Here is a 26,602-nt window from a genome sequence, read left to right on the forward strand (position 1 = left end):
GGCTACAGGCGCGCGCCGAGCCAGCCCAGGAACGCCTCCGGTTCGGCGAGCTCGAGCTCGATCGCGAGGACCTGCAGATCCACGCCCTCGCACCAGCTCGGGAGGATCTTCACGGCGTCCTTCTCGGTCGTGACCCAGAGCCCGGCCAGGCGGCGGAGGTCCTCGGGTCGATAGCGGTGATGGTCCGGGAAGGTGCGCTCGGCGGTGACCTGCGCGCCGAGCGCCTGCACCGTGCGGCGCAGGGCAGCGGGCCGGGCGAGGCCCGAGAGCAGGCCGAGCGGGCGGCCGGCCAGCCAGACCGGCGCGCGCGGGGCCCCGCCGCGCAGCGGCCGCAGCGACACCGGCCGGCGGCGGGCTGCGAAACGCGGAGCATCCGGTGCCGCGCGCTCCAGACGCTCGGCGTCGCGCTCCGGAAGCGGGCCGTCGACGACGAGCAGCGCGTCGGCGCGGCGCACCTCGCCGAGGCGCTCGCGCAGGGGGCCCAGCGGCAGGAGCCGGCCGCTGCCGAGCCCGCCGCCGTCGAAGACCAGCAGCTCGACGTCGCGCGCGAGGCGGTGGTGCTGGAAGCCGTCGTCGAGCACCAGCACGTCGCAGCCGAAGAGCGTCACGGCGTGCTGGCCGACCCGCGCGCGGTCGCGGCCGACGAGAACCGGCACGCCGGGCGCGTGCGCAGCCAGCACGGCCGGCTCGTCGCCCGCCTCGTGCGGCCACGCCCGGACGTGCCGCCCGTCCGAGACCACCAGCACCTCGTGACGGCCGCGCCGCCCGTAGCCGCGGCTCGCGATCGCGACCGCGTGGCCGCGCGCGCGCAGGGCCGACGCCACCCACGCCGCCGCCGGTGTCTTCCCGGAGCCCCCGACGACCACGCTGCCGACGCTGACCACGCGGCACGGCAGGCGCGCGGGCGCTCGGAAGCGCGCGCCCCGCGCGTGGCGGTGCAGCCAGGCCCCCGCCTCCCAGGCCCAGGCGGCCGGCGCCAGCGGCGCTCGCGCCGCGCGCGCGAGCGGGCCGGGGGCCGGATCCTCGAGCCAGCCCGGCGCCCGCGGTGATCCCACGCCGATTCGTGTCAACCGGCCGGCCGCTGCGCCGCCGCGTCCTCGAGCATCCGCTCGACCAGCCGCAGGCAGCGCCGGGTGGCGCCGCGGTGCGGCTCGATGGCGCGGCGTGCCGCGTCGCCCGCGTCCTTGGCAGCGGCCGGATGGCGCAGCCACTCGATCACCGCCGCCGCCAGCTCGGTGGCGTCGGCGACCCGGCGCCCGCCGCCGCTGGCCAGCAGCAGCGCGGCGGCGTCGCGGACCTGGTGGGTGTGGGGCCCGAAGACGACCGGGCGCGCGACCAGCGCGGGCTCCACCACGTTGTGTCCCCCCACCGGCGCCAGCGAGCCGCCGACGAAGGCGAGCCGCGCGCGGGCGATCACGCCGGGCAGCTCGCCCAGACTGTCGAGCAGCAGCACCTCGCCCGGCGCCAGCGGCTCCATCTCGCCCAGCCGCGAGCGCACGCGGAGCCTCCGCCGGTGTGCCGCCACCACGCGCCGCACCTCGGCGGAGCGGTCGTAGGGATAGCGGGGAGCCAGCACCAGCGCGGTCGGGACGCCCGCCGCCTCGGCCGCGGAGAGCGCGTGCAACGCCGCCTCCTCCTCCCCCGCGTGCGTGCTGGCGGCGACCCAGAACGGCGTCTCCGCGAGCGCGCGCTCGAGCTCCGGCGCGAGCGCGGGCTCGCCGAGGGGAGGCTCGAGCTTGAGATCGCCGGTGATCTCGACGCACTCCTCGGGCAGGCCCAGCGCCACGAAGCGGCGCGCGTCCTCCGCCGTGCGTGCGCCCACCGCCGAGAGCCGCGCGAGGGTGCGGCGCGCCAGCGCGCCCACCCGCTGGTAGCGCCCGAAGCTGCGGTCCGAGATGCGCGCCGAGACCACCGCCACCGGCACGCCCCGGCGCCAGGCGGCGGCGATCCAGTGCGGCCAGAGCTCCGTCTCGACCAGCACCAGCGCGGCCGGTGCCGCCCGCTCGAGCGCCATCGCGACGCACCAGGGATGGTCGAGCGGCGCGAGCCGGCGCGGCACCTCGGGGCGCACCCGTGCCAGCACCGAGCGCCCGGTGGGCTTCGTCGTCGAGGCCAGCACCGCGTGCCCGTGCGCGCGCAGCGCGTCGACCAGGCGCGTCGCGGCGAGGATCTCACCGACGCTCGCCCCGTGCACCCAGACCGGCGCGGCGATCTCCGGCGTGCGCAACCCGAGCCGTTCGCCCAGGCCTACCCGCCAGCTCGGCCGCAGCGCCAGCGCGGCAACACCGAGCGGCGTCGCCGCAGCGGCCAGCAGCGCCGCGCCCGCCTGCCTAAGCGGCCACGCGACCACGGATCATCTCCTCGGCGATCGCCGCCGCCCGCGCCGCCGCGCCGCCCGGCCCGAGCCCGCGCGCGACGGCCGCGAGCCGGCGGCGCTGGAGCTCGCGCGCGGGCCCCGCCAGGAGCTCCTCGAGCGCCAGCGCGACCCGCTCGGGACGCGCCTGCTGCTGCAGGAACTCGGGCACGATCGGAGCGCCGGCCAGCAGGTTCGGGAGCGTCCACGACGGCAGCCGGACGAGCCGGCGCAGGATCGCGGCCGAGAGCGGGTGCGCGCGCCCCATCACCGCGAAGGGGGTCCCGAGCAGGCACAGCTCGAGCGTGGCGGTGCCCGGCTTGGCGAGGGCGACGTCGGCGGCGGCCATGGCCTCGTAGGCTCGCCCTTCCACCACCACCACGTCCAGCCCCCCCAGCGCTGGCGTCACGTCGGAGCGGGTCACGGTCGGAGCCAGCGCCAGGGCGACCGCCAGGTCCGGCACGCGCGCCCGCAGGGCTGCCGCCGCGGCAAGGTGCAGGGGCAGCATGCCCCGCACCTCGTTGCGGCGGCTGCCGGGCAGGAGCAGCAGCAGGGGCCGCGCCGGGTCGAGTCCCAGGGCGGCGCGCGCGCGCGTCCGGTCCGGGGGGTCCGCGGCCCGGATGCGGTCCACGAGCGGATGGCCGACGAAGCTCACCGGGAGGCCCGTGCCGGCGAAGACCCCGACCTCGAACGGGAAGATCACCGCGAGCCGGTCCGCGCGGCGCGCGATCTTGGCGGTCCGGCCGCGCCGCCAGGCCCACACCTGGGGCGCGATGTAGTAGAGCACGGGAACCCCGGCGCGCCGCAGCCGGCGGGCCAGCGGCAGGTTCAGGTCCGGGGCGTCGACCAGCACGGCGAGGGCGGTCGGCGTCTCGCGGGCGGCTGCCTCGAGCGAGCGCCACGCGGCGAGCACGCGGGGGACGTGGCCCAAGACCTCGACGAGCCCGCCGACGGCCACGTCGCGCAGGGGGACGCGCAGCTCGACGCCCGCGGCCTCGAGCGCCGGCCCGCCGAGCCCCACGAAGCGGGCCTGCGGCAGGCGGGCCGCGAGCGCCCGCACGAGGTCCGCGGCGTGGGCCTCGCCCGAGGCATCTCCGGCCGAGACCAGGACGCGCGTCACGCGAGCTCGCTCGCGGGCGGCATCGCCGCGACGACCCGCAGGGCGGTGCGCAGCGCGCGCGCGCCCGCCTCGGCGCTGCCCGCCTCGTCGCGACGGGTGCGCACGGCGGCAACGAAGGCCCGCAGCTGGGCCGTCAGGGCGTCCCCGGGCTCGACGGGGACCGGCTCGACGTCGATGCGCGCCCCCTCCCGGCCCTCGACCCGCCGGGCGAGGAGCGCGCTGCCGGCGAGGAAGTCGACCGATAGATAGCCGTCCGCCTGGAAGATCCGCAGCTTGCGCAGCGGCGTCGGCGACACGCGGCTCGCGGTCAGGTTGGCGACGCCACCGCCCGGAAAGCGCAGCCGCGCGTTCGCGAGGTCGGCCTGCTCCGAGAGCACCGGGACACCGACCGCCTCGAGCGAGGCCGGCTCCTCGCCGAACAGGCGCTGCACCACGTCGAGGTCGTGGATCATGAGGTCGCGCACCACGTCGACGTCGGTGCCGCGGGCGGGGAAGGGACCCAGCCGGTGGGCCTCGACGAAGCGCGGCCGACGGATCCGCCCGAAGAGCGCGCGCAGGGCCGGGTTGTGCCATTCGAGGTGGCCCACCTGGAGCACGCGCCCGGCCCGCCGCGCGCGGGCGATCATCTCCTCGGCTTCGGCGAGCGTGGCGGCGATCGGCTTCTCCACCAGCACGTCGAGCCCGGCGTCGAGCAGGGCTCCCGCCACAGCGGCGTGCGCGACGGTGGGCACCGCCACGATCGCGGCGTCGGCCGCCGCCGCGAGCGCCCGCGGGTCGCTCGCGGCAGGCACGCCGCCGTGCTCGCGCGCGAGCACGGCGGCGCGGTCGAGGTGGCGGTCTGCGACGCCGGACAGGGTCACGTCGGCCGGCAGCGCGTGGGCCGCCTTCACGGCGTGGAGGCGGCCCATGTGCCCGGCGCCCACGACGAGCACGCGCAGCCGGCGGCCGGCCACCGCCGGGGGGCTCCCGCGCGCCGGGAGCGGCGGGCTCAGGGGAGGGTCCGGGGCGTTCACTCCGGGCGGCCCGGCGGCGGGCTTGCGCCGGCGGCAACGCCGAGCACGCAGACGCCGGCCGCGTCCGCGCGCGCGACCAGCTCGGCGCGCTCGAGCACGAGCGTGCGCCCGGCCTCGATCGCGAGCAGGCGCGCGCCCGCCCCGGCGAGCGTCGCGATCGTCTCGGGGCCGACCACGGGCACGTCGAGGCGGGGGTCCTGGCTCGGCTTGCGGATCTTCAGCACCGAGACGGCGCCGCGGCCGAGCGCCGCGCCGCGCCGGATCGCCTCGTCGGTGCCCTCGATCGCCTCGACCGCCAGGACCGTGCGCTCGCGCACCACCAGCGTCTGGCCGATGTCGAGCGCCCCGAGGGCCATCGCGATGGGCCAGCCGAAGGCCACGTCGTCGAGCTGCGCGGCGCTCGGCGCGACGGCGCCGAGGGGGCCCTCCGGCGCCAGCAGCTCGCCCGTGTAGGCCGCCTGGGACGCCACCGCGAAGCCCTCGGCCTCGAGCGCGTCGGCGAGCGCGCGCAGGAGCGCGTCGTCGCGGCGGTCGTGCAGCCCGCCGAGCAGGCGCGCGGCGGCGGCGTCGAGCCGGACCAGCGAGGGATCCGCGAAGAGCAGGCCCTTCGGCACGAGGCCGCAGAGCACGAGCTCGCGGACGCCCGCGGCCCGCAGGCCGGCCAGGAGTGCCGCGAGCTCCCCGACGTGCAGCCAGGCCAGCGCGTCGGCCTCGGCCGCGAGGGCGGGATCGGCGAATCCGCGCAGCGCGGCCACCCAGACCCGGCGGCCCGCCCGGCGCGCCCCGCGCGCGACCTCGAAGGGCAGGCGCCCCTGCCCCGCCACCAGCCCGAGCGTGTCCGCCATCGCGGTCTACCGGCAGAAGCCGCGCGTCGAGCTCTCGAGGAAGCGCACGAGGCGCTCCACCTCGGGCGCGTCCGGCAGCTCCTCGCGGACCCGCGCCCGTGCCGACTCGAAGCGCAGCTTGGAGGCGAACAGCAGGTGGAAGGCGTGCTTGAGCGCGCGCACCGCCTCGTCCGAGAGGCCCCGCCGCCGCGCCCCCACGACGTTCAGGCCCGCGATCCGGGCGCGGTCGCCCGCCACCATCGCGAAGGGCGGTGCGTCCTGGGAGAGCATCGAGTTGGCCGCCGTCATCACCGACTCGCCCACCCGCGCGAACTGGTGCACGCCCGTGTAGGCACCGAGCACCGCGTGGTCCTCGACCACCACGTGGCCCGCCAGGCCGACGAAGCTCGCCACGATCACGTGGGAGCCCACCTGGCAGTCGTGGGCCACGTGGGCGCCGTTCATGATCAGGTTGTCGTCGCCGATCCGGGTGCAGCCGCCACCGCGCGGCGTGCCGACGTGGAGGGTCGCGCCCTCGCGGATCACGTTGTCGGCGCCGATCTCGAGCCGCGTGCGCTCGCCCGCGAAGGTCTTGTCCTGGGGATCGCCGCCGAGCGCCGCGAACGGGTGGATGCGGGTGCGTTCGCCGACCCGGGTCAGGCCGGTGAGGCTGACCTGGTTGGCCACCACCACCCCGCCGGCCAGCTCCACGCCCGGCCCGACGTAGGAGAGCGGGCCCACCTCGACGTCGTCCGCCAGCTTGGCGGCGGGGTCGACGACGGCGGTGGGATGGATCCGCGGCAACCGGCGCTAGCCCTTCTTGTTGAAGCGGGCGATCACCTTGTCGGTCACGTCGAGCGCTTCCTTCGAGTAGAGCAGGCCCGGCGTGTTGCGTTCCATGATGACCGTGAAGCCCTCGCTCTTCGCGATCTCGTCGATGGTCTCGACGAGCTTCTTGCGCAGCGGGTTCAGCAGCTCCTCCTGCGCGATCTTGTAGTCGTTCTCGAGCGCGGTCATCTGCGCCTGGACGTCGGCCTGGATCTTGGCGAGGTCGAGCTGCTTCTGGTAGAGCGCCTCCTCCGAGAGCACGAAGCGCTTGCTCTGCAGCTCCTCGGAGAGCGCGCGGCCCTTGTCGATCAGCGGCTTGAGCTGGGCCGCGCCCGCCTTGCGCTTCTTGTTCAGCTCCTCCCGGGCCGACTTGCCCTGCTCCGTCGCGTTGATGGCCTGGTCGATGTCGACCACGCCGATCTTGACGGCCTCCTGGGCCGAGGCCACACCGGCCTGGAGCAGCAGCACCGCCGCAGCGAGAACGACGGAACGAAGCGCACGCATGGAACACCCCCACGAGCGGCGCCAGCAGGTCACGCCGCGGTTGCGAAGCGGGATCACAGGGCGGAGCCGCCCACCGAGAACTCGAAGACGTAGGCGTCCTCGACGGAGAGCGGATTGATCGGGAAGCCGACGAAGGCCTGCAGCGGGCCGAAGGGCGAGAACCACAGCGCACCCACGCCGGTGCCGTAGCGCCATTCGGTCGCCTCGAGCAGGAACTCGTCCTCGTACATCGCGTCGCCCGCGTCGAGGAAGAGGATGCCGACCAGGCCGAGCGCCTCCGAGATCGGGAAGCGGTACTCGGCCGTCAGCGAGATGAACTGGCTGCCGCCGATCACGTCGGTGTCGTCGAGATCGGCGAAATCGTCGTCGTCCTTGTCGTCGAGCGAGTTGCAGTCCGAGTCGCTCCCGCCCGGACAGGTTCCGTCGGCGTTGCGGCCCTTCGGCCGGAAGGCGCCGGTCCCCTCCCCGAAGATGTTGAGGTTCTCCTGGAGGATCGAGCGCCGGGGACCCACCGAGCGCGCCTTGTAGCCGCGTAGCTGGAACGAGCCCAGGCCGCCGAGGAAGTAGCGCTCCGAGAGCGGCAGCTCGATGTCCGTGTCGATGTCGACGAGCGAGCACACCTCCCCGTTGCCGAAGCAGGAGAGCGGGCCGGCGGGAAGGTCGTCGTAGTCGCCGACGTCGTTGAAGGGCAGCGTGTAGCCGAGCCGGCCCGCCAGCACGACCGAGGACTTCTCGCGCAGCGGGATCGGCAGCCACTCGGGGATCCCGCGGTAGAGCGCGGCGCGGGCTTCCACACGCGCGAACTTCGTGAAGCCGCCGAGCCCGGCGCCCTCCAGCGACACGCCGGCCTCGTAGCCGCCGGTCGGCAGGACCCGGTCGTTGCGCGTGTCCACGCGATAGGAGAGGCCGGCCAGGCTCGTGATCGTGTCGTCCTGCAGGAACTCGCGGAAGATCGGCGAGGAGGCGTTGATCTCGTCGTCGGCCTCGATCTCGCGCAGCGCGAAGGAGTAGCGCAGGAAGGCGCGGTGCTGGTTGGCCTCGTCGAGCGAGCGGCCGAGGTTCGCGTCGAAGCCGGTGCTGGTCTGCTCGAAGTCCTCGTACTGGACGTCGGAGCGGTAGCCGGTGGCGGCCAGGCTGAACTCGCTGTCGAAGAGCCGGCGGTTCACGAACTGGCCGTAGAAGCGGTCGCGCTGGCCGCCGATGTCGACCGCCAGCCGCACGCCGTAGCCGCGCCCGAAGAGGTTCGCCTGGTTGATGCTGCCCGAGAGCACGATCGAGTCGGCCGTCGAGTAGCCGGCGCCGAAGGAGATGGCGCCGGTCGACTTCTCGACCACCGACACGTCGAGGTCGAGCGCGTCCGGGTCCTCGGTGCGGGTGGGCTCGAAGTTGACCTCCTCGAAGAAGCCGAGCCCGTCGAGGCGCAGCTTCGAGGCCTGGAGCTTGCGCGCCGAGTAGAGCTCGCCCTCGACGAGCTGCATCTCGCGGCGCACGACGCGGTCGAGCGTGCGCGTGTTGCCCTGGATGTCGATCTGGCGCACGAAGTAGAGGGGGCCCTTCTGCACGTCGAAGACGACGTCCACGATCTTGCTGGTCTCGTCGACCTTGGTGAGCGGGTTCACGCTGGCGTAGAAGTAGCCGCGGTCGGTGTAGCGCCGTGTCACCATGTCCACGTCGCGGGTCAGGTGCGAGCGGTTGAACCACTCGTCGTCGGAGAGCGTGAACTCGTCCTCCAGGTCGGCGCCCGTCACGGTGGGATCGCCGCTCACGTCGAGCGTGCCCACCTTGTAGCGGTCGCCCTCGGTCACGGGCACCGTGACCACCAGCCCGTCCTTCTCGGTGGTCACGTCGGGCTCGCCGACCTCCGCGCGCAGGTAGCCGGCGTCGTTGTACTTGCGCTCGACGAGCTGGAGGTCCTGCATGAACACCGGCTCGGCGTAGGTGCCCGACTTGTCGAGGTAGCGGGTCAGGTAGGACCACGGGCGCCACACCTTGGTGCGCATCCCGCTGCGCAGCTCCTTGTTGGTGAAGTGCGCGTTGCCCTCGAAGCGGATCTCCTCGAGCCGCAGCTTCTTGCCCTCGGTGACCTCGAAGTTCACGGCCACCGCGTCGTTGGGCAGCGCCGCGACGTCGTAGCCGACCTTCGCCTGGTAGTAGCCTTCGGCGCGGTACAGGGCCTCGATGCGGTCGCGGTTCTCGTAGAGCAGCGGCAGGTCGAGGGTGGCGCCGGTGGTGAGCGTCAACTGGTCGCGGATGCGGTCGGAGTCGATCGAGTCGTTGCCGGCGATCGTGATCTGGCGGACGACCGGGTTCTCCTCGATCTCGAAGGTCAGGATGCGGCCCGCCGGCGAGGGCTCCGAGAGCACCCGCACGTTCTCGAAGAAGCCGAGCGCGTGGACCTGGCGCACGTCCTCGGCCAGCCGCGCGGGGTCGTAGGGCTGGCCGGGCTGGGTCGAGATGCGGGCGCGGATCGCGTCGGCCTCGATGCGCTTGTTGCCGGTGATGCGCACCTCGGCGACGCGGTCGCCGCCGCGGCCCGCCTCGGGGACGCCGAGGATCCGCTCCGACGCGACCAGCCGGTAGGTCACGACCACGCCGCCTGGCCCGCGCTCGACCGCGGACTCCGCGCTCGCGAAGCCCGGACGTTTGCGCAGCCGCTCGACGTCGGCCCGCAACGCGTCGCCCTCGAAGGGACGGCCGGGCTGCACGCGCAGCTCGCGGCGGATCGCGTCCTCCTGCCCCGCGGCGCCTTCGATGCGCACCTCGACCACCTGCCCGCCCGGCGCCGCGCCGCCCGACACGATCTCGAGCACGCGGTCGGAGAGCTCGTCCACGCGCACGCGCAGCTCAGGGTCGCCGTCGGCGGTGAAGACCATGGTGCGGGAGGGGATCGTCTCGCCGGCCGGCGTCACCGTCACGTCCAGGCTGTAGGCGCCGGCCAGCTCGGTGAGGCTGCCCTGCACGACCCACTGCGCGCCGAGCTCGCGCGCGAGCTGGCGCAGGACCTCCTCGGTGCGCTCGCCGGCCACGTGCGCCACCAGCGCCTCGCGGACCACCACGGTGTCGACCACCTCGACCTTGCCGCTCGCCTCGAGGCGGGCCGTGAGCTGGCCGGCGAGCGAGCCGACCAGCGGCGCGAGGTCGCGTTCGCTGTGGACCTGGAAGGGCAGCACCGCCACCAGGACCTTGACCGGCTCCTGGGCCTGGGCGGCCGACCCGAAGAGCCCGAGGGCCGCTGCGAACGCCGCCAGCAGGATCGAGAGCAGGGGCCGCACGGAGCCGAGCCTGTCGGCGCAGGGAGCGCTGTGGGCGCGCAAACGGTCCTCCGATCCGGACGGGAGCCGGTCGTTGGCGGTACGGAGGGGGATTCGGCGGCGGATGGTAGAGGCGGAAAATCGCGGGGGCAAGCCCGCGCGACCGTGATTTTCGTCGAGAACACGCGGATTTAAAGGCGGAGTCACGTCTCGGGGAAGACCTCCCCCTCCCCCAGCGCCCCCTCGCGCAGCACCGCGATCCGGCCGAGCCGGCGCGCCAGACGCTCGTTGTGGGTGACGACCACGAGCGCCGTCCCGCGCGTGCGGTTCATCTCGAGCAGGAGCTCCCCGATCCGCTCGCCGGTGGCCGGGTCGAGGTTCCCGGTGGGCTCGTCGGCGAGCACCAGCGCCGGATCCAGCACCAGCGCGCGCGCCACCGCCACCCGCTGGCGCTCACCGCCCGAGAGCTTGCCGGTGCGGTGCTCGAGTCGCGCCGCGAGGCCCACCTCGGCGAGGATCGCCGCCGCCCGCTCGCGCATCGCGGCGAAGCCCAGGCCGCGCAGCAGGCCCGGCATCATGACGTTCTCGAGCGCGCTGAACTCGGGCAGCAGGTGGTGGAACTGGAAGACGAAGCCGAGCGACTGGTTGCGGAAGCGCGCGAGCTCGTCGGGCGGCTTGGCGAAGACGTCCTCGCCGCGGAAGCGCACGCTGCCCGCGCTCGGGTGGTCGAGGGCGCCGAGCAGGTGCAGGAAGGTGGACTTCCCCACCCCCGACTGCCCCACGATCGCGACCCGGTCGCCGGCCGCGAGCTGGAAGTCGATCCCACGCAGCACCTCGAGCTCGCCGTCGGCGGTGACGAAGCGCTTGCCGAGGCCCTTCACCTCGAGGAGCGGGCCCGCGTAGGGGCGCTCGGATTCACTCATAGCGGAGCGCCTCGACGGGATCGAGACGAGCCCCCTGGCGAGACGGGATCAGCGTGCCTCCCAGCGCGAGCGCCATCGCGATCCCGACCACGACCGCGATCTGCAGCGGATCGAGCTCGGCCGGGAGCTGCGAGATGCCCTGGTACACCGAGGCCGGCAGCGCGTCGATCCCGGTGATCGCCTCGACCTGGCGCTGGACCCAGTCGAGGCGCGTGGTGACGGCGATCCCGGCGATCACGCCGATCACCGTGCCGACCAGCCCGATCAAGGCGCCCTCGATCGCGAAGATGCGCTCGATCGCGGCGTCGCGCGCGCCCATCGCCTTCAGGATCGCGATGTCGCCGGCCTTCTCCATGATCATCATCACGAGCGTCACGACGATCGCGAAGGCCGCCACCACCATGATCATCGTGAGCAGTACGAACATCATCACCCGCTCGGTCTTGAGCGCCTGGAAGAAGGCCGGGAAGAACTCCTTCCAGTCGCGGCTGAAGAACGGGAAGCCGAGCGCCTGCTCCACCTGCTCGCCGATCTGGGCCGAGCGGTAGAGGTCGTCGGTGCGGACCTCGAGGCCGTCGACCACGTCGCCGTCGAGCCGGCGGAAATCCTGGGCCGCGGCGAGGCTCACGTAGGTCACGACCTCGTCGTACTGGAAGAAGGTGGAGCGGAACACGCCCGCCACCCGGAAGCGCGAGAGCCGCGGCGAGGGCCCGAGCGGCGTCGGCGGCCCGCCGAAGGGCGAGACCAGCAGGAGCGGGTCGCCGACCGAGAGCCCGAGCGCACCGGCGAGCTGGTCGCCGATCACGATGCCGGGCGCGCCGTCCTCGCCCTCGGGCGCGGCAGCGAGATCCTCGAGCGAGCCCGCGATCAGGTCGTCGCGCAGGTCGGTGACGTCGCCGATCCGGGTCGGGTCGATGCCCTGCACGCGCACGCCGACGATCTCCCCGTTGTCACCGCGCACCATCCCCTCCGCCTGCAGGAAGGGCGACGCGGCGGCGACGCCGGGGACCTCGCGCACCCGCGCCAGCACCTGCTCCCAGTCGCCGAAGGGCCCGAGCCCGCTCTGCACGGTGAAGTGCGCGCGGTTGCCGATGATCTCGTCGCGCCAGGTGCGCTCGAAGCCGTTCATCACCGAGAGCACCGTGATGATCAGCCACACGCCGGCCGCGACGCCGGCCACGCAGATCGAGGTGATCACCGAGATGAAGGTCTGGCGGCGCTTCGCGACCAGGTAGCGCACCGCCACGAACCACTCGACGCCGCCGCGCGTGTCGGCGAGCCCGGCGGCGCCGAGCGGCGCGAGGCCGAGCAGGACGAGGGCACCGAGCGCGAAGAGCAACGCGAGCCCGGCCGCTGCCAGCCCCTGCCGCGCTGCGAGCCCGAGCCACGCAACCGGCGGCACGGGGAGCACGGCGAGCAGGCCGAGCGCGCCGGCGACCACCGCCAGCACGGCCAGCGTGCGCGGGCGCGCGATCGCGAGCAGCAGGCGCACGATCGCCATCGAGACCGCGACCGCGACCGCGCCGGCCGCGAGCGCGGCCGGCAGCGTGGTCACGAGCTCGGCGCGCCGCGTCCAGGCCCCGGGGAGGGCAACGTCGAGCCCCACCCAGGCGGCCGCCACGCTGGCGAGCGCCCACGCTGCGAGCGTCGTCGGCCAGCGCCGCTCGAGCCGGGCGAAGCGCTCGAGCACCACCAGCGCCGCACCGCCGAAGAGCACCGTCAGCGCGACGAGCCCGATCGCGAGCAGCACGATGAAGGCCAGCGCGAGCGCTCCGCCCGTCGCGCCCACCACCTGCCAGAGCGCCTGCAGGGTTCCCACCGGCGCCTCCTCAGCTCGACCCGGGGCGCATGTACGGGAAGAGCAGCACCTCGCGCAGGTGCGCGGCGTCGGTCAGGACCATCACGAGCCGATCGACGCCGACGCCGAGGCCGCCGGTCGGCGGCATGCCGTGCTCGAGCGCGAGCAGGAAGTCCTCGTCGAGCGGGTGGGCCTCGTCGTCGCCCGCCGCGTGCAGGCGGCGCTGCTCCTCGAAGCGGGCACGCTGGTCATCCGGGTCGTTGAGCTCGCTGAAGGCGTTCGCCAGCTCCATGCCCGCCAGGTAGAGCTCGAAGCGCTCCACGAGGCGGGGATCCTCGGCGGAGCGCTTGGCGAGCGGCGACAGCTCCACCGGGTAGTCGACGACGAAGGTGGGCTGCACGAGGGTCGGCTCGACGTGCTCGCTGAAGAGCCGGTCCACGAGCTGGCCCCAGGTGGGCGCGTCGCCGGGATCGAGGCCCCGCTCGAGGACGCGCGCGCGCAGGGCCGCGAAGTCGGCCGCGGCGAGCACGTCGACGCCGGTGCGCTCGAGGACCGCGTCGCGCAACGTGCGGCGCGGCCAGGTGCCGGCGAGCTCGAGCTCCTGCCCGCGGTAGCGCAGGCGGGTGCCTCCCGTGACGGCCTCGACCACGTGCTGCACGAGGCCCTGCACGAGCTCCATCATGTCGCGGTAGTCGGCGTAGGCCTGGTAGCACTCCATCATCGTGAACTCGGGGTTGTGCTTGCGCGACACACCCTCGTTGCGGAAGTTGTGGCCGATCTCGTAGACGCGCTCGAGCCCGCCGATCACGAGGCGCTTCAGGTAGAGCTCGTCGGAGATGCGCAGGTAGACGTCCTGGTCGTAGACCTCGTAACGGGTCGTGAAGGGGCGCGCCGCGGCGCCCCCGTAGAGCGGCTGGAGCACCGGCGTCTCGACCTCGAGGAAGCCGCGCGCGTCGAGGAAGGCGCGCATCGCGCGGACGGCGCGCGAGCGCCCGAGCGCGATCTCGCGCGTGGCCGGGTTCGCGAGCAGGTCCAGGTAGCGCTGGCGGAAGCGGCTCTCGACGTCCTGGAGGCCGTGCCACTTCTCGGGCAGCGGGCGCAGCGCCTTGGCCAGCAGGTCGACCCGGCGCGCGTCCACCGTGAGCTCGCCGGTGCGCGTGCGCCAGAGCGGACCCTCCACGCGCACGAAGTCGCCGACCGCCAGCTCGCCGAGCCGGGCGAAGGCTTCGTCCCCGAGCTCCGCCTTCTTGCCGCTCGCCTGGAGGTCGAGGCCGTCCTCGCGCAGCGTCAGGAAGACGAGCTTCCCGAACGAACGGATCGCCATCACCCGGCCCGCCACCGCCACCGTCTCGGGCGCGGCCTCGAGCGCCGCCGCGTCGCGCCCGTCGCCACGCTCGCGCACCGCGGCGACGCGCTCGACCGGCCCGACGCGCGCCGGATAGGGGTCGATCCCCGCCGCGCGCAGCGAGCGCACGCGCTCGCGGCGCGCCTCGCGCTCGTAGTCGCTCACGGCCTCATGATCCCGCGGGCTCGCGCGACGCCCCCGCGCGGGTCAGCAGCGCCGCGCGCAGGAAGCGGTCGATGTCGCCGTCGAGCACGCCGTCGGCGTTGCCGATCTCGACGTCGGTGCGGTGGTCCTTCACGCGCTGCGAGGGGTGCAGCGTGTAGGAGCGGATCTGGGAGCCGAAGCCGATCTCCTTCTTCTCGCCCGAGAGCGCCGCCATCTTCGCCTCCCGCTCGAGCCGCGCGCGCTCCCAGAGCCGTGCCCGCAGCACCTTCATCGCCGTCGAGCGGTTCTTGTGCTGCGAGCGCTCGTTCTGGCACTGCACCACGATGCCGGTGGGCAGATGGGTGATGCGGATCGCCGACTCCACCTTGTTCACGTGCTGGCCGCCGGCGCCGCTCGAGCGGAAGGTGTCCACGCGCAGGTCCTTCTCGTCGATCTCGACCTCCGGCGCGTCCTCCACCTCGGGCAGCACCGAGACCGCGGCAAAGGCGGTCTGGCGCCGGTGGTTGGCGTCGAAGGGCGAGATCCGGACCAGCCGGTGGACCCCCTGCTCCGTCTTCAGCCAGCCGTAGGGGTGGTCGCCCTGGAGCAGGATCGTGACGCTGCGCAGGCCGGCCTCGTCCCCGGCCTGGCGGTCCAGCTCCTCGACCCCGAAGCCGTGCGCGTCGGCCCAGCGCAGGTACATGCGCAGCAGCATCTCGGCCCAGTCGCAGGCGTCCGTGCCGCCGGCCCCGGCGTTGATCGACAGGATCGCCGGGGACGCGTCGTGCTCGCCGCCGAGCAGCAGGTCGAGCTCGATCTCGTCGAGGGCACCGGCGCCGGCGTCGAGCCGCTCGGCCACCTCGGCGAGTGCCGCCGCGTCCTGCTCCTCCTGGGCGAGCTCGAGCAGCACGCCGGCGTCGTCGAGCTGCGCGCCGACCGCGTCGAAACGAGCGAGCTTGCGCTCGATCGCGCCCTTCTCGCGCAGCACCTGCTCGGCACGCTCGCGGTCGCTCCACAGGTCCGGCGCAGCGCTGTCGGCCACGAGCTCGGTCAGCCTGGCGCGCAGCCCCGGGACGTCAAAGACGCCCCCGGAACTCGGCCAGGCGCTCGCGCTGCCGGCGCAGCCGTTCCGCCAGCTCTGCGGGGAGCCAGTCCTTCTCCGCCCTCGAGTCGCCCGCCCTGTCGTTCATGCCGTCCTCCGCGGGCGCCGCGCCGCGACGAGCAGGATCGCCGTCGCTGCCCAGCAGGCCATCGCGAACCAGTCGCCGTGTCGCACGTAGAAGGAGCCGCCTCGGGGGGCCGGCCGCAACACGATCTCGCCCACCCGCACCTCGCGCTCGAAGATCTCCGTCCGCTCCCGCACCCGCCCGCGGTGGTCGATCAACGCCGACACGCCGGTGTTGGCCGCCCGCGCGATCCACAGCCGGCTCTCGGCCGCCCGCAGCTCGGTGATGGCGAGGAACTGATACGGCGCTCCGGTCCGTCCGTACCACGCGTCGTTGGTGATCGCGAAGAGCGCCTCGGCACCGCCAGCCGCGAATCGCCGCATCAGGTCCGGGAAGAGCAGTTCATAGCAGATGGGCACGCCGGCGGTCATCTCGGGGACGCTCCCGGGCAGCGGCAGCGCGAAGGCCTGCGGGCCCGGACCGGGGCTCACGTCGGTGTCGGCCGAGCCGCGCGCCACCGCCTCGACGAAGCGACCGAGGAGCGCGCGCCACGGTACGTACTCGCCGAAGGGCACCAGGTGGGCCTTGTCGTAGCGGGTGACGAGCTGGCCGCCGGGACCCCAGGCGAAGGCGCTGTCCCAGAAGCGCCGCCGGCCCTCGCGCTCCTGGAAGCCGAGCGCGCCGGCCACCAGCGCCACGCCGGTCTCGCGCGCCAGGCCGGCGAGCCGGTCCGCGAGCTCCGGGAAGGCGTCGGGCGAGCCCGGCACCGCCGTCTCCGGCCAGACCACCACCTGCGCGCCCTCCCCCGCGGCGCGCCGGGTCAGCTCCTCGTAGAGGGCGAGCGTGCGATCGGCCCACTCCGGGCTCCACTTCACGCCCTGCCCGATGTTCCCCTGCGCCACCGCCACCCGCACGCGCGCGAGGCCCTCGTCGCCGGGCTCGAGCGCCAGGTCGAGCCCGCCCGCGCCGTGCAGGAGGGCGATCGCCGCGAGGGCCGCCCACGCGCGCCGGGGCACGGGGCGGCCCTGCCGGCGCGCCGTGATCGCGTCGGCGAGCGCGGCTCCCCCGAGCGCCACCACGAACGAGAGCCCGTACACGCCGGTGTAGGGAGCGAGCGCGAGGAGCGCGCGGTTGTCGTGCTGGGCATAGCCGAGGAGCGCCCAGGGGAAGCCCGTGAGCAGGAAGCTGCGCCCGTGGTCGAGCGCGGCCCACAGCGCGGCGGCCGCCCACGGCGACGGCAGCCGGCCCGCCTCCCCGCCCGCGCCGGCCCCGGCGCGCGCGAGCGCCGCGGCGCCCGCGCCGAAGGCCGCGACGAAGGCCGCCGGGTAGAGCGCCAGCAGCACGACCGCGAGCGGCCCCACCAGGGCCGGCGCGTGTCCGTAGGTGACGGTGACGACGTGGATCCAGTGGAAGACGGCCGCGTGCGCGGCGAGGCCCGCGACGAAGGCCGCCCGCGCTGCGGCGCCCGCCCCGAGCCCACGCAGGCCGAGCAGCAGGCAGGCCGGGGCGAGCCACGAGGCCACGAGCCCGAGGTCGAGCACGCCGCCGCCGGCCGGATGCGGGAAGGACAGGAAGGTCGCGAGCACGTAGCCGGCCAGCCAGCCACGACCGCCGGGTGCGGTGCGCGGCGCGCGGGTGCGGGCGCTCACGCCGGGCGGCTCCGGCGCCCGGGATCCCCGGCCGCCTGCAGCGCGCGCAGCACGCGCCGCTCCTCGCCCCGCATCCGGCGCGCCTCGTCGTCCCGCTCGTGATCGTGGCCGAGCAGGTGCAGGACTCCGTGCACGAGCAGGCGCAGGCACTCGTCGTCGAGGCTGCGGCGCCCGCGGCGCGCCTGCCGCGCGGCGGTGTCGACCGAGATGACGACGTCGCCGAGCAGGCCCGCGCGCCGCTCGCTGTGCGGGCCTTCGAGCAGCGAGTAGGAGAGCACGTCCGTCGGGCCCGCGCGCCCTCGGTCGCGCTCGTTCAGGGCGGCGATCGCGGCGTCGTCGACGAGCGCGAGCGAGAGCTCGGCGCGCGGGTGCCCGAGCGCGCGCAGCACCGCGCGCGCGCGGCGCGCGAGCAGCGCGCGGTCCGGCGCCGGGCCACCCGCGCGGCGCGGCGGACCGCACAGCCGCACGCTCATCCGCCGGGCGGCTCCGGAGGCTCGCCGGGAGGCTCCTCCGCGGGCTCGTGCGGCCCACCGGGCCCCGGGCGCGGGGAGGCCGGCTCGGAGTCCGGACGGGCCGGCTCGAGCCCCCGGAGCGCTTCGCGCGACGCCGGATCCATCGGGAACGCGCGGTCGTAGGCGCGGATGATCTTCTGCACCAGCGGGTGGCGCACGACGTCGGCCTCGGAGAAGCGCATGAAGCCGATCCCCTCCACGCCCTCGAGGATGCGGGTCGCCTCGATCAGCCCGCTCGTCTTCTCGGGCGGCAGGTCGATCTGGGTGGTGTCACCGGTGACCACCGCCTTCGAGTCGAAGCCGAGCCGCGTCAGCAGCATCTTCATCTGCTCGCTGGTCGTGTTCTGCGCCTCGTCGAGGATCACGAACGAGTCGTTGAGGGTGCGGCCGCGCATGAAGGCGAGCGGCGCCACCTCGATCACACCGCGCTCGATCAGCCGCTCGGCCTTCTCGAAGGGCACCATGTCGTGGAGCGCGTCGTAGAGCGGGCGCAGGTAGGGGTTGACCTTCTCGGCCAGGGTGCCGGGCAGGAAGCCGAGCCGCTCGCCCGCCTCCACCGCGGGACGGGTGAGGATCACGCGCGACACCTCACGGCGGTTCAGCGCGGCCACCGCGCACGCCATGGCGAGGTAGGTCTTCCCGGTCCCGGCCGGACCGATCGCGAACACCAGGTCGTGCTCGCGGATCCGCTCGATGTAGCGGCGCTGGGAGAGGTTCTTGGCGATCACGCGGCGCCGCGAGCCCACCGAGGAGAGCACGTCCTCGTAGACCTCGGCGAGCTCCACGTCGGGGCGCCCGGCGGCGAGCCGCGCGGCCGCGCTCACGTCGCGCGCCTGCACGGGATGGCCCTGGCGCAGCCAGCCGTAGAGCTCCTCCAGCACCTTGCGCGCCGCCGCCACCGCCGTGGGCTCGCCGACCAGGCGCACCTCGTTGCCGCGCGCGCGCACGTCCACGCCGAGCTCGCGCTCGAGGATGCGCAGCGAGCGCTCGCCCTCGCCGTAGAGCTCGGCTGCGATGCGGTTGTCCTCGAAGATCAGGGTCTGGCGGGTGCTGGCGTCTCGTTCGGCCAGGGAGGGGCGCTCCGTCCGGTGGGGCCGGCTCCGTCGGGTGGGGCCGGCGCGGGGGATCGGGCTTCAGCGCTCCGGGGCGAGGACCAGGATGCCCCCGTCGCGATGCGCCACATGGTAGGCGGCGGCCTCTTCGGCCGTCAACGCGGTGCCGTCGCCGTCGGGCCATGCGGGGAGCTCGGCGAGCGACGCGGGCGGCCGCCCGCGTGCGAGACCGGCGGCCAGCGCGAGGTGCCGCACGCGCTCCGCCTCCCAGCTCGCGCTCGCCGCCGCGAGCGGATCGTGCGCGATCGCGACACCCGGGACGGCCGGCGTGCGGCCGGCCAAGGCCACGGCCGCGAGCAGCACCAGCAGCGCGAAGGGAGCGACGCGCACCGCGCCGAGCCATGCGCGCCCGGCCGGCCGGTGCTCGCGAGCGCCCCCGGCCGCCTCGTCGCGCAGCGGCTCGATCCAGCCCGAGCGCTCGAGCTCGACGAAGATCCGCATGCCGGCGAAGGTCCCGAGCCGCGAGAGGTCGATCACCCGGCGGACCGGGGCGCGCCCGTCGACGAGCAGGAAGAGCTGCTCCGCCTCGGCCGGCCACGGTGACGAACGGCCCGCCGGCGAGCGCCGGTACTCCTCGAGGCTGCCGCGGCGGCGGAACACCAGCGTCTCCGCGGGCAGCTCACCGAGCAGCGCGCTCCACTCGTCGACCATGCGCAGGCCGTCCATCAGCACCTGCTCGGCCGCGATCAGCGCCTCGCGCGGGCGATCGTGCGGGATCGGCTGGGCGGAGAAGCGGAACGAGCCGTCGTCCCAGCGCAGCAGCGCGAAGAGCGTCTCGCGGGTCAGCAGGTCCTCGACCTCGTCGAGCGCCGCCGGAGCGAGCCCGGCGTCGACCAGGTGCCGGCGCAGCGCGTCGCCCGCCCCGCTGCGCGCGCGCTCCGCCGCCGCGTGACGCTCACCCGGCAGCGCGCCGCAGCGCACCGCCATGTCGCCGAGCGCCTCGTCCTCGTAGGCGCCGACCGGCGACGCCGACACCACGCGGCCGTCGTCGAAGCGCAGCTCCACCTCGCCGAGCGAGCCGCGCACCTGCAGGACGCCGGTCTTGCGCTGCTGGCCGATCAGCTGGAAGACCTCGCCGATCCCGAAGTCGCGCAGGTTGCCGTGGAGCGCGATCGACATGGGCTAGCGTCGCTCCGCGCGCCGCGAGCCGATCGCGAACGCAATGCCCGCCGCCCCCAGCACGGCGGCCGCGAGCGACAGGGCGAGCGGCCCGCTCGCCCCCACCGCGGCGGGATCGGGCACGACGCCCCGGTGCCCGGCCGCGAAGGCCGCCGCGCCCGCGAGCGCCGCCAGCGCCGCCAGCGACCACCCGGGCCGGGCCGGCGCGCGGTCGGTCAGGCCCGGCAGCACGCGCACCGCCCGGCGCGCGAGCTGCACGATCCCGGAGCTCCCGCCGCGGTCGCCGCGTTCCCACGGCCCGCCGTGCCGCGCCTCGAGCTGCTGGCGCGCGCAGTCTGCGCAGCGCTGCTCGCGCGGGTCGCCGAGGCCGCAGCGCGCGCACAGCCGGGCGCCACAGGCGAGGCAGCCTCGCGACGGCGCCGAGCGGTGGGCCAGGAGCGTCGCGAGGGCGGCGGCCCCGGCGAACGCGAGCAGCGCCCGCCACGGCGCACGCCCGAGCACACCGGGCGCCCAGCGGGCGCGCAGCGCCGCCCCGGCCGCCGGGTCGGCCGCGTCCAGCAGGCGCGCGCGGAGCGCGCGGGCCGGGAACGGAAGGTCCACGAGCGCCTCGCCCGATTCCGCGAGCCGGCGCGTCAGCTCGCTGGTGCGGCCGGCGTCCGCCCGCTGGGCTGCTTCGAGCGCCGCCTCGTGGGCCTCGATGTCGATGGCCCGCATGTGCGCCTGTGCGAGGTTGAACCAGAGCTCCGCGGATGGCTGCAGGTCGATCGCGCGCCGGTAGAGCCCGATCGCCCCGGCCGTGTCGCCTTCCAGGAGCTTCAGGTTGCCGGCGTCGTTGAGCAGGCGGGGATCGGAGCTGCCCGTGCCCTCGAGCAGCGGCGTCACCAGCGCCTCGGCGCGCGCGAGGTCGCCGAGCCGGCGCGCGCGCCGGCCGAGCACCTGGACCGCGAGCGGATCACCGGCGGCCGCGGCGCGCTCGAGGCGCGCCGCGTCGGCGGGACCGACGAAGCCGCTCTCGGCAGCATCGACGGCGAGCACCACGGGGTCGGCCGAGAGCGCCGCCAGGGCCCGCCCGGCGGCGCCCGCGAGCGGTCCGAGCGCCAGCACCAGCAGCGTGGCCGCGGCCCCGAGGGCACGACGCTGTCTCGTGTCGCCGGCCCACCAGGCGAGCGCGAAGAGCGCGAGCACGGCCCCGAGCACGCCCTCGCCGAGGGCGGCCGGCGCGAGCACCAGCGCCGCCAGCAGCGCCGCCCGCACGAAGCCGGGCAGGTGCGGGTCGAGGCGATCGGCGAGATCGTGGGCGGCGTGGGGCGCGGCGAGGCCGCCGCGCGCCGCGATCCACAGGAAGCCCGCCGCGAGCGCGGCCGCGAAGAGCAGCGTGAGGACGCTCGCCTCGAGCCAGAGCAGGCTCTCGAGGTGCCCGGGCAGGGCCGCGAGCGCACGGCGCGCGGCGGCGAGCGCAGCGCCCGTGCCGCCGCCCTCGCGCCACGCGGCCTGCGCCAGGGCGAGCTGCGCCGCGGGCAGGCCCGGTGCGACGCGGACCGCGGCCTCGGCCCGGGCGAGGGCCGGCCCGGCGGCGGGATCTACCAGGAAGGCACGCGCCACGGGCTCGACGTCGGCGATCCCGAGCGCGTCGGCAGCGGCGCGCACCCGCGCGGCGCGCTCGCCCGGCCCCCCGGCCGGCGCGCGCCACGCGCGTTCGAGCGCGGGCAGGGCGAGCGGGAGCGGCGGCGATGGGGCCGGCGGCGGCGCGATCGCCGGGGGCGCCGGGAGGGAGGCCGCCGCGAGCGGAGGGGTCGCGGCCTCGCCGGGGAGCGCCGCAGCAGGCGGAGCGGGCGCCGGGCCAGCGCCTTCGGCGCTGGACGCGGCGGCCGGAGCAGGCACCGGCGGGACCACGTCCTGCGCGCCGGCCCGTGCCGGCGCCAGGCCGAACAGCAGCACCAGGACGGCGGCCTTGCGGGCCCTCCACCCCGACCCGAGCGCGCTGCGGGTCAACTGCTCCCCTCCCGCCGTGCCTCGAGGCCGGCACGGCGACTCGCGTCCAGGGGGCGTATCGGCCGGCCCGTGCTCGGAATGAAGCGGCTCGTTGCCGGGTCCTGGCAGGCCCACCGCGGCGCCCCTATGCTCCGCGCCCCTCGAGCCCGGAGACGCCTTGGCCAGCCACAAGTCCGCCGAGAAGCGCGCCCGCCAGGACGCCAAGCGCCGCGAGCGCAACCGCACGATCCGCGCCCGCACGCGGAGCGTCCTGAAGGGCGTCCGCGAGGACCTCGAGGCCGGCACCGGCGATCCGGCAGCGCGCGTCCGGCAGGCGGAGAGCGCCCTGCGCCGCGCGGCCTCGAAGGGCGTGATCCCGAAGCGGCGCGCGAGCCGCCTCGTCAGCCGCCTCGCCAAGCGCGCCAACAAGCCGCGGGCCTGAGCGACTCCGCTACACCGCCAGGTTCAGGACCAGCCGTTCGAGGGCCAGCTCGGGAGCGAGGCCGCCCTGCCCCTTCAGGGCTTCGTCCGTCTCGTGGAGCGCGTGCAGCCCGGAGAGCAGGCGCGCGGCCGGGAAGCGCCGGGCCTGGCTCTCGAGCTTGCGCAGCACGAAGGGCGGGCCGGCCACCCGCCCGCCATGGCGCACGCGGAGCAGCTTGCGCAGGTGGGTCGCGAGCGCCGCGAGCACGACCGGCGCCGGGGCACCCGCGGCGAGCATCCGCGCCAGCACCGCGAGCGCGTCGGCCGCGCGCCCCTCGCCGATCGCGTCCGTCAGGTCCCAGACCGGCTCCTCGGCCAGGTCCGCGACGCCCTCCCGCACGTGCGCGGCGGTGATCGGCTGGCCCGGGCCCGCGAGCAGCGCGGCCTTCTCGAGCTCGTTGCGCAGGCGCAGGAGGTGGGGGCCGACGCGCTCGGCGAGGTCGTCGGCCGCATCCGCGGTGAGCTTCAGGCCGAGCCGCTTCGCCTCCTGGCGCGCGAAGGCCGCCAGCTCGCGCGCCTGGGTCGGCGCCTCGCAGGCGACCAGCGCCGCCGGCTCGACCTGGAAGGCCTTCACCCACGCGAGCCGGCGATCGGGCGGGCCGGCGCTCACCACCAGCACGGCGGGCGCGTCGTCCGGGAGCGCGCGCACCAGCGCCGGGAGCGCCTCGGCGAGCGCCTTCCAGGCGCCGCGCCCTCCCGCCGGCTCGCGCAGCCAGACGAGCCGCCGCCGCGCCAGCATCGGGAGCGTGCGCAGCGCGTCGGCGAGCTGCCCCGGGGTGGCCTGGTCGCCCTCGAGGCGGTCGAGGTTGAAGTCGGCAGGGGCGCCGGCGAGCACCGCCGCGCGCAGGCCGGCCAGCGCGTCGTCGCGCAGCAGCGGCTCGCCGCCCGCCAGCAGGTAGGCCGGCCGCACGCGGCCGGCGCCGAGCTCCGCCGCCAGCTCGTCGGGGGTCACGGCTCCGCCGCGAGGCGCTCCGAGAGCGCGTCGTGGACGCGCGTCGCGAGCAGCGCCGAGAGCCGGCGCAGCGCCTCGTCGCGGTTCTTGCGCTCCACCTCGATGTCGGCGCTGGCCAGGTACAGCTCCCAGTCGCGGAGCACGCTGCCGTCGATGGCGACCTCGCTGCCGTCGGCGCGGCGTGCGACGAGCTCCACCGCGAGCTCCACCTCGAACTCGAGCGCGAGCTCGACGGACGAGAAGCTGCGCGAGCGCGTGAGGACCGGCTCCACCGCCCCCGAGAGCACCAGGTCGGCGCCGGCCGGATCGCGCACCACCGACGCCCCGCCGCGGCGCTGGAACTCGCGCACCAGCGCGGCCGTCACCATGCGCTCGATGCCGGGCTCGTAGGAGCGGTTGGCGAGCGGCTCGACGGCGACGCGGCGCACGTCGCCGAGGCCGGTGCGGGCGCCGACCACGTGATAGCCCGAGCAGCCCGCCAGCGCCGCGAGCAGGACGACGGCGAGGCCGCGGAGGGGCGCACGGGCGAGCCGGGGGGCCGGAAGCGGAGACGCGCGGCGCATGGCGCGCTTCCATAGCAGACCGCGCCTACAGGCGGAAGCGCTGGATCTCCTCGCGCAGCGTCCCCGCGGCCGCGCGCAGCTCGCCCGCCGAGTGCTCCGCCTGCGCGGCGGCCTCGTGGTTGGCGCGCGCCGCATCCGACACGCGCCCCATGAACGCGGCCGACTGGCGGCAGGCGGCCGCCTGGTCCTGGAGCGCCTGGTCGATGCGCTCCACCGCCTGGCGCACCACCTCGATGCCCGAGCGGATCTGGTTGCCGCCGCGCGCCTGCTCCTCGGTGGTGCGGTGCACCTGCTGGGCCACGTCACGCATCGTGGACGTGCCGCGCAGCACCACCTCGTTGCCCTGCTCCTGCTCGCCCGTCGCGTGGCGCAGCTGGTCGATGCTGACGCGGACCCGGTCCATCAGGCCGCGCACGTGATCGGCCGCGCGCGCCTGCTCCTGCACGGCGTGCACGATCTCGGCGATGCGCTGGCCGCTCTCGCGCGCGGTGCGCGTGATCGCCTCCAGCGACTCGCCGGCCTCTGCCGAGCGCTCGACCCCGGTCCACACGCTCGCGCTGCCGCGCTCGATCGCCGCGATCGCCGCGCTGCTCTCGTCCTGCACCGAGCGGATCAGCGAGCCGATCTCCTTGGTGCTCGCCATCACGCGGTCGGCGAGCTCCTTGATCTCCTCGGCGACCACCGAGAACGCGCGCCCGTGCTCGCCCGCCTGGGCCGCGATGATGGCGGCGTTGAGCGCGAGCAGGTTCGTCTCGTCGGCGACGTCGTCGATCACGTCCACGATCGCGCCGATCTCCTTGGCGCGGCCGCCGAGCCCGCGGATCACCTGCTCGACGGTGTCGGTGGCGTCACGGATCGCCTCCATGCCGGCGATCGTCTCCTGCACCTTCTCGCGCCCGCCCTCGGCCACCGAGACCACCTGCGCGGAGAGGCGCGCCGTCTCGGCCGCGTTGGTGTTCACCTCGCGCATCGAGCCCGCCATCTCGTCGACCGACGACTGCGTCTCCAGGGCGGCGTCCGAGAGGCCGTCCACGTTGCGCGCCATCCCGGTCACGCTGCGGATCATCTGCTCGATCGAGGTCGAGACCTCGTCCACCTTGCCCGAGAGCAGCGAGGCGGTCTGGCTCAGCTCCTCGCCGGCCGCGCCCATCTCGAGGATCGAGCTCGAGGACTCTTCCACCGACGCGGACAGCTCCTGCGCCGAGGCGGTGATCCCACCCGCCTGCTCCTGCACGGTGTCGGTCGACTCGCGGGCCTGCGTGATCGCGCGCTCCTGCTCGCCGGCGGCGGTGGCGACCGCCGAGCCGACCGCGCCGAGCTCGGCGGCCGCGTGGTCGACGCGGTCCGCCGCCTGCGCGACGCGCGCCACCGTCTCGCGCAGCGCGTGGCGCATGCGGTCGAAGGCGCGCGCGAGCTCGCCGAGCTCGTCGTCGGACTCGAAGACCTCCGGCCGCGAGAGATCGCCCGCCGCGATGCGGCCGGCCTCGACCCGCAGCGCCGCGATGCCCCGCCCGATCTCGCGCCCCATCAGCCAGGCGGCCGAGCAGGCGAGCACGAGGCCGGTGGCGAGCAGCATCGCGAGCTCGACCGAGAGCGCGCCCGGGCCGGCCCCGAGCGCGTGGGTCGGCAGCAGCGCGACCAGCACCGGGCCCTCGGGCGCCACGCGCTGCCAGGCGAAGAGCTCCGAGCCGGTGCGGCCGCTGCCCGTCTCGGCGGCGAGCGAGCCGAGCGCCGCGGGGTCCAGGGCCGCCGCCGATGCCCCACCCGCGGCGAGCGTGCGGCCGCCGTCGTCGAGCAGCAGCCAGCGGCCCGCCGTCGGCGAGACCGGCGCGCCGGCCGGGGTCACGCCGCGCCCGACGGCGCCCGCGGCCGTGGCGAGCCACTCCTGCTGGCGGGCGTGCGCGAACGAGTCGACCGCGGTCGCCACCTCGCGGTGGGCGACGCAGAGCATCGCGAACACCGGGATCAGGGTCGTCACGACCACGGTGCCCTGGAGCCGCACCCCGATCGCCACGCCACGCACGGCGGAGGCACGCCGGTCGGGGTCGTCGATCGCCAGCGCCAGATGGCGGCGGATCGGCGCGACCTCGCGCTGGATCAGGAAGCTCACCGCCGGCAGCGAGAAGACGGCGGCGAACGACCCGGCCGCCAGCAGGGTGAGCCCGTCGAGCACGCTCACCGAGGGCTCGAGGAGCCGCATCGCGACCGCGACGGCGAGCGCGCTGAGCGGCCACAGGAGGAGCGAGTTGCGCAGCACCTCGCGGCCGATCCCGATGGTGGCCGCGAAGGCGCGGAGGTCCTCCTCGGGGCTGCCGCTGCGGCGGTCGAGCCAGCGGCACAGCGCCCGCAGGCTCGGCTGGAAGCGCTGCGCGATCACCGGCAGCAGCACGATCCCGATTCCGACCATGACTGCGAAGGTGCGCCACACGTCGGGCGTCCAGTCGAGCAGCCGCGCCAGGAAGAACCCGAAGACGACCACGTTGACCAGGGCCGAGAGCGCCAGGAGCAGCGTGACGCGCCAGAGCAGGCGCCGGCCGCTCGGGCCGGTCACGGTGGCGAGCGGAGTCGTGTCGGGGTGCGTCACGGCGTCCTCACCCGAGCTTCAGCAGGGCCTTGGCCACCTGCAGCACCTTGTTGGCCTGGATCGGCTTGGTCAGGTACTCGTCGGCGCCGAGCGCCAGCGCGCGCTCGCGGTCCTCGCGCGCACCCTCGGTCGTGATCACGATGATCGGCATGCCCTTCAGGCCCTCCTCGCCGCGGATCAGGCTGATCAGCTTCAGGCCGTCCATCACGGGCATGTTGATGTCCACGAGCGCCAGGTCGAAGTGGTCGCTGGTCACCTTGCGCAGGCCGTCCATGCCGTCCTGGGCCTCGACGATGTCGACGTCCTTGAGGCGCTTCAGGGCGAACACCAGGAGCTGCCGCATCGTGGGGCTGTCTTCGACGATCAGGATGCGATGACGGGTCATGGCGCC

At 75.5% G+C, this 26,602-nt stretch carries 22 protein-coding genes; 1 reads left to right on the forward strand and 21 read right to left on the reverse strand.

The genetic code is table 11. The features are described from left to right. Positions 1–2: 2 nt before the first annotated feature. The 17 genes from lpxK to OZ948_12695 form a co-directional block, all read right to left on the reverse strand. On the reverse strand, positions 3–1,055 hold the full coding sequence (gene lpxK, locus OZ948_12615; GenBank protein ID MEB2345576.1) for a tetraacyldisaccharide 4'-kinase: 1,053 nt from the start codon (positions 1,053–1,055) through the stop codon (positions 3–5). Positions 1,056–1,066: 11 nt separating this feature from the next. Further along, positions 1,067–2,350 (reverse strand): 3-deoxy-D-manno-octulosonic acid transferase, encoded by a 1,284-nt coding sequence (locus tag OZ948_12620; GenBank protein ID MEB2345577.1) that lies wholly within the window; start codon positions 2,348–2,350, stop codon positions 1,067–1,069. Further along, on the reverse strand, positions 2,331–3,473 hold the full coding sequence (gene lpxB / locus OZ948_12625) for a lipid-A-disaccharide synthase (protein ID MEB2345578.1): 1,143 nt from the start codon (positions 3,471–3,473) through the stop codon (positions 2,331–2,333). The genes OZ948_12620 and lpxB overlap by 20 nt, the downstream gene beginning before the upstream one ends. Next, a complete protein-coding gene (locus OZ948_12630; protein MEB2345579.1) occupies positions 3,470–4,426 on the reverse strand; it encodes a Gfo/Idh/MocA family oxidoreductase in 957 nt (318 codons plus the stop codon). Before OZ948_12630 ends, lpxB begins: the two co-directional genes overlap by 4 nt. A 56-nt stretch (positions 4,427–4,482) precedes the next feature. After that, complete coding sequence (gene lpxI, locus OZ948_12635) at positions 4,483–5,331, reverse strand: UDP-2,3-diacylglucosamine diphosphatase LpxI (GenBank protein MEB2345580.1); 849 nt, start codon at positions 5,329–5,331, stop codon at positions 4,483–4,485. A 6-nt stretch (positions 5,332–5,337) separates the two neighbouring features. Beyond that, positions 5,338–6,114 (reverse strand): acyl-ACP--UDP-N-acetylglucosamine O-acyltransferase, encoded by a 777-nt coding sequence (gene lpxA, locus OZ948_12640; GenBank protein MEB2345581.1) that lies wholly within the window; start codon positions 6,112–6,114, stop codon positions 5,338–5,340. A 6-nt stretch (positions 6,115–6,120) separates the two neighbouring features. Next, positions 6,121–6,642, reverse strand: coding sequence for an OmpH family outer membrane protein (locus OZ948_12645; GenBank protein ID MEB2345582.1), 522 nt, complete (start codon positions 6,640–6,642; stop codon positions 6,121–6,123). Positions 6,643–6,695: 53 nt separating this feature from the next. Further along, positions 6,696–9,914, reverse strand: a complete 3,219-nt coding sequence (gene bamA, locus OZ948_12650; GenBank protein ID MEB2345583.1) for an outer membrane protein assembly factor BamA — start codon at positions 9,912–9,914, stop codon at positions 6,696–6,698. A 182-nt stretch (positions 9,915–10,096) separates the two neighbouring features. Continuing rightward, entirely contained in the window at positions 10,097–10,816 is a 720-nt protein-coding gene (locus OZ948_12655; GenBank protein MEB2345584.1) for an ABC transporter ATP-binding protein, read from the reverse strand. After that, on the reverse strand, positions 10,809–12,635 hold the full coding sequence (locus tag OZ948_12660; GenBank protein MEB2345585.1) for a lipoprotein-releasing ABC transporter permease subunit: 1,827 nt from the start codon (positions 12,633–12,635) through the stop codon (positions 10,809–10,811). Before OZ948_12660 ends, OZ948_12655 begins: the two co-directional genes overlap by 8 nt. 10 nt (positions 12,636–12,645) lie before the next feature. Then, positions 12,646–14,124 (reverse strand): lysine--tRNA ligase, encoded by a 1,479-nt coding sequence (gene lysS, locus OZ948_12665; protein ID MEB2345586.1) that lies wholly within the window; start codon positions 14,122–14,124, stop codon positions 12,646–12,648. Positions 14,125–14,128: 4 nt separating this feature from the next. Beyond that, a protein-coding gene (gene prfB, locus OZ948_12670) for a peptide chain release factor 2 (protein MEB2345587.1) occupies positions 14,129–15,293 on the reverse strand; the annotation gives its coding sequence in 2 pieces (ribosomal slippage) (positions 14,129–15,181 and positions 15,183–15,293; 1,164 coding nt in all). Further along, on the reverse strand, positions 15,290–16,918 hold the full coding sequence (lnt, locus tag OZ948_12675; GenBank protein MEB2345588.1) for an apolipoprotein N-acyltransferase: 1,629 nt from the start codon (positions 16,916–16,918) through the stop codon (positions 15,290–15,292). Before lnt ends, prfB begins: the two co-directional genes overlap by 4 nt. Further along, positions 16,915–17,391, reverse strand: a complete 477-nt coding sequence (gene ybeY, locus OZ948_12680; GenBank protein MEB2345589.1) for an rRNA maturation RNase YbeY — start codon at positions 17,389–17,391, stop codon at positions 16,915–16,917. Before ybeY ends, lnt begins: the two co-directional genes overlap by 4 nt. Continuing rightward, complete coding sequence (locus OZ948_12685; GenBank protein MEB2345590.1) at positions 17,388–18,467, reverse strand: PhoH family protein; 1,080 nt, start codon at positions 18,465–18,467, stop codon at positions 17,388–17,390. Before OZ948_12685 ends, ybeY begins: the two co-directional genes overlap by 4 nt. Positions 18,468–18,563: 96 nt before the next feature. Further along, positions 18,564–19,661: a DUF4388 domain-containing protein gene (locus tag OZ948_12690; protein ID MEB2345591.1), complete on the reverse strand. Its 1,098-nt coding sequence runs from the start codon at positions 19,659–19,661 to the stop codon at positions 18,564–18,566. Positions 19,662–19,664: 3 nt separating this feature from the next. Continuing rightward, the gene (locus OZ948_12695) at positions 19,665–21,653 is read right to left on the reverse strand and encodes a hypothetical protein (protein MEB2345592.1); all 1,989 of its coding nucleotides are present in this window, start codon (positions 21,651–21,653) and stop codon (positions 19,665–19,667) included. 157 nt (positions 21,654–21,810) lie between these two features. Here OZ948_12695 and rpsT point away from each other — a divergent pair, with 157 nt between their 5' ends. Continuing rightward, positions 21,811–22,074 carry a 30S ribosomal protein S20 gene (gene rpsT / locus OZ948_12700; GenBank protein ID MEB2345593.1) on the forward strand — a complete coding sequence of 88 codons (264 nt, stop codon included), beginning with the start codon at positions 21,811–21,813 and terminating at the stop codon, positions 22,072–22,074. 9 nt (positions 22,075–22,083) lie between these two features. On the opposite strand, the gene holA is transcribed toward rpsT, so the two are convergent. The 4 genes from holA to OZ948_12720 are packed head-to-tail and all read right to left on the reverse strand — an operon-like array spanning position 22,084 to position 26,596. After that, positions 22,084–23,064: a DNA polymerase III subunit delta gene (gene holA, locus OZ948_12705; GenBank protein MEB2345594.1), complete on the reverse strand. Its 981-nt coding sequence runs from the start codon at positions 23,062–23,064 to the stop codon at positions 22,084–22,086. Continuing rightward, the gene (lptE, locus tag OZ948_12710) at positions 23,061–23,627 is read right to left on the reverse strand and encodes an LPS assembly lipoprotein LptE (GenBank protein ID MEB2345595.1); all 567 of its coding nucleotides are present in this window, start codon (positions 23,625–23,627) and stop codon (positions 23,061–23,063) included. The genes holA and lptE overlap by 4 nt, the downstream gene beginning before the upstream one ends. A gap of 25 nt (positions 23,628–23,652) precedes the next feature. After that, complete coding sequence (locus OZ948_12715) at positions 23,653–26,211, reverse strand: HAMP domain-containing methyl-accepting chemotaxis protein (protein ID MEB2345596.1); 2,559 nt, start codon at positions 26,209–26,211, stop codon at positions 23,653–23,655. Between the two features lie 7 nt (positions 26,212–26,218). Next, entirely contained in the window at positions 26,219–26,596 is a 378-nt protein-coding gene (locus OZ948_12720; protein MEB2345597.1) for a response regulator, read from the reverse strand. Positions 26,597–26,602: the final 6 nt, after the last annotated feature.

The sequence above is a fragment of the Deltaproteobacteria bacterium genome (assembly GCA_035063765.1).
Taxonomy (GTDB): Bacteria; Myxococcota_A; UBA9160; order UBA9160; family PR03; genus CAADGG01.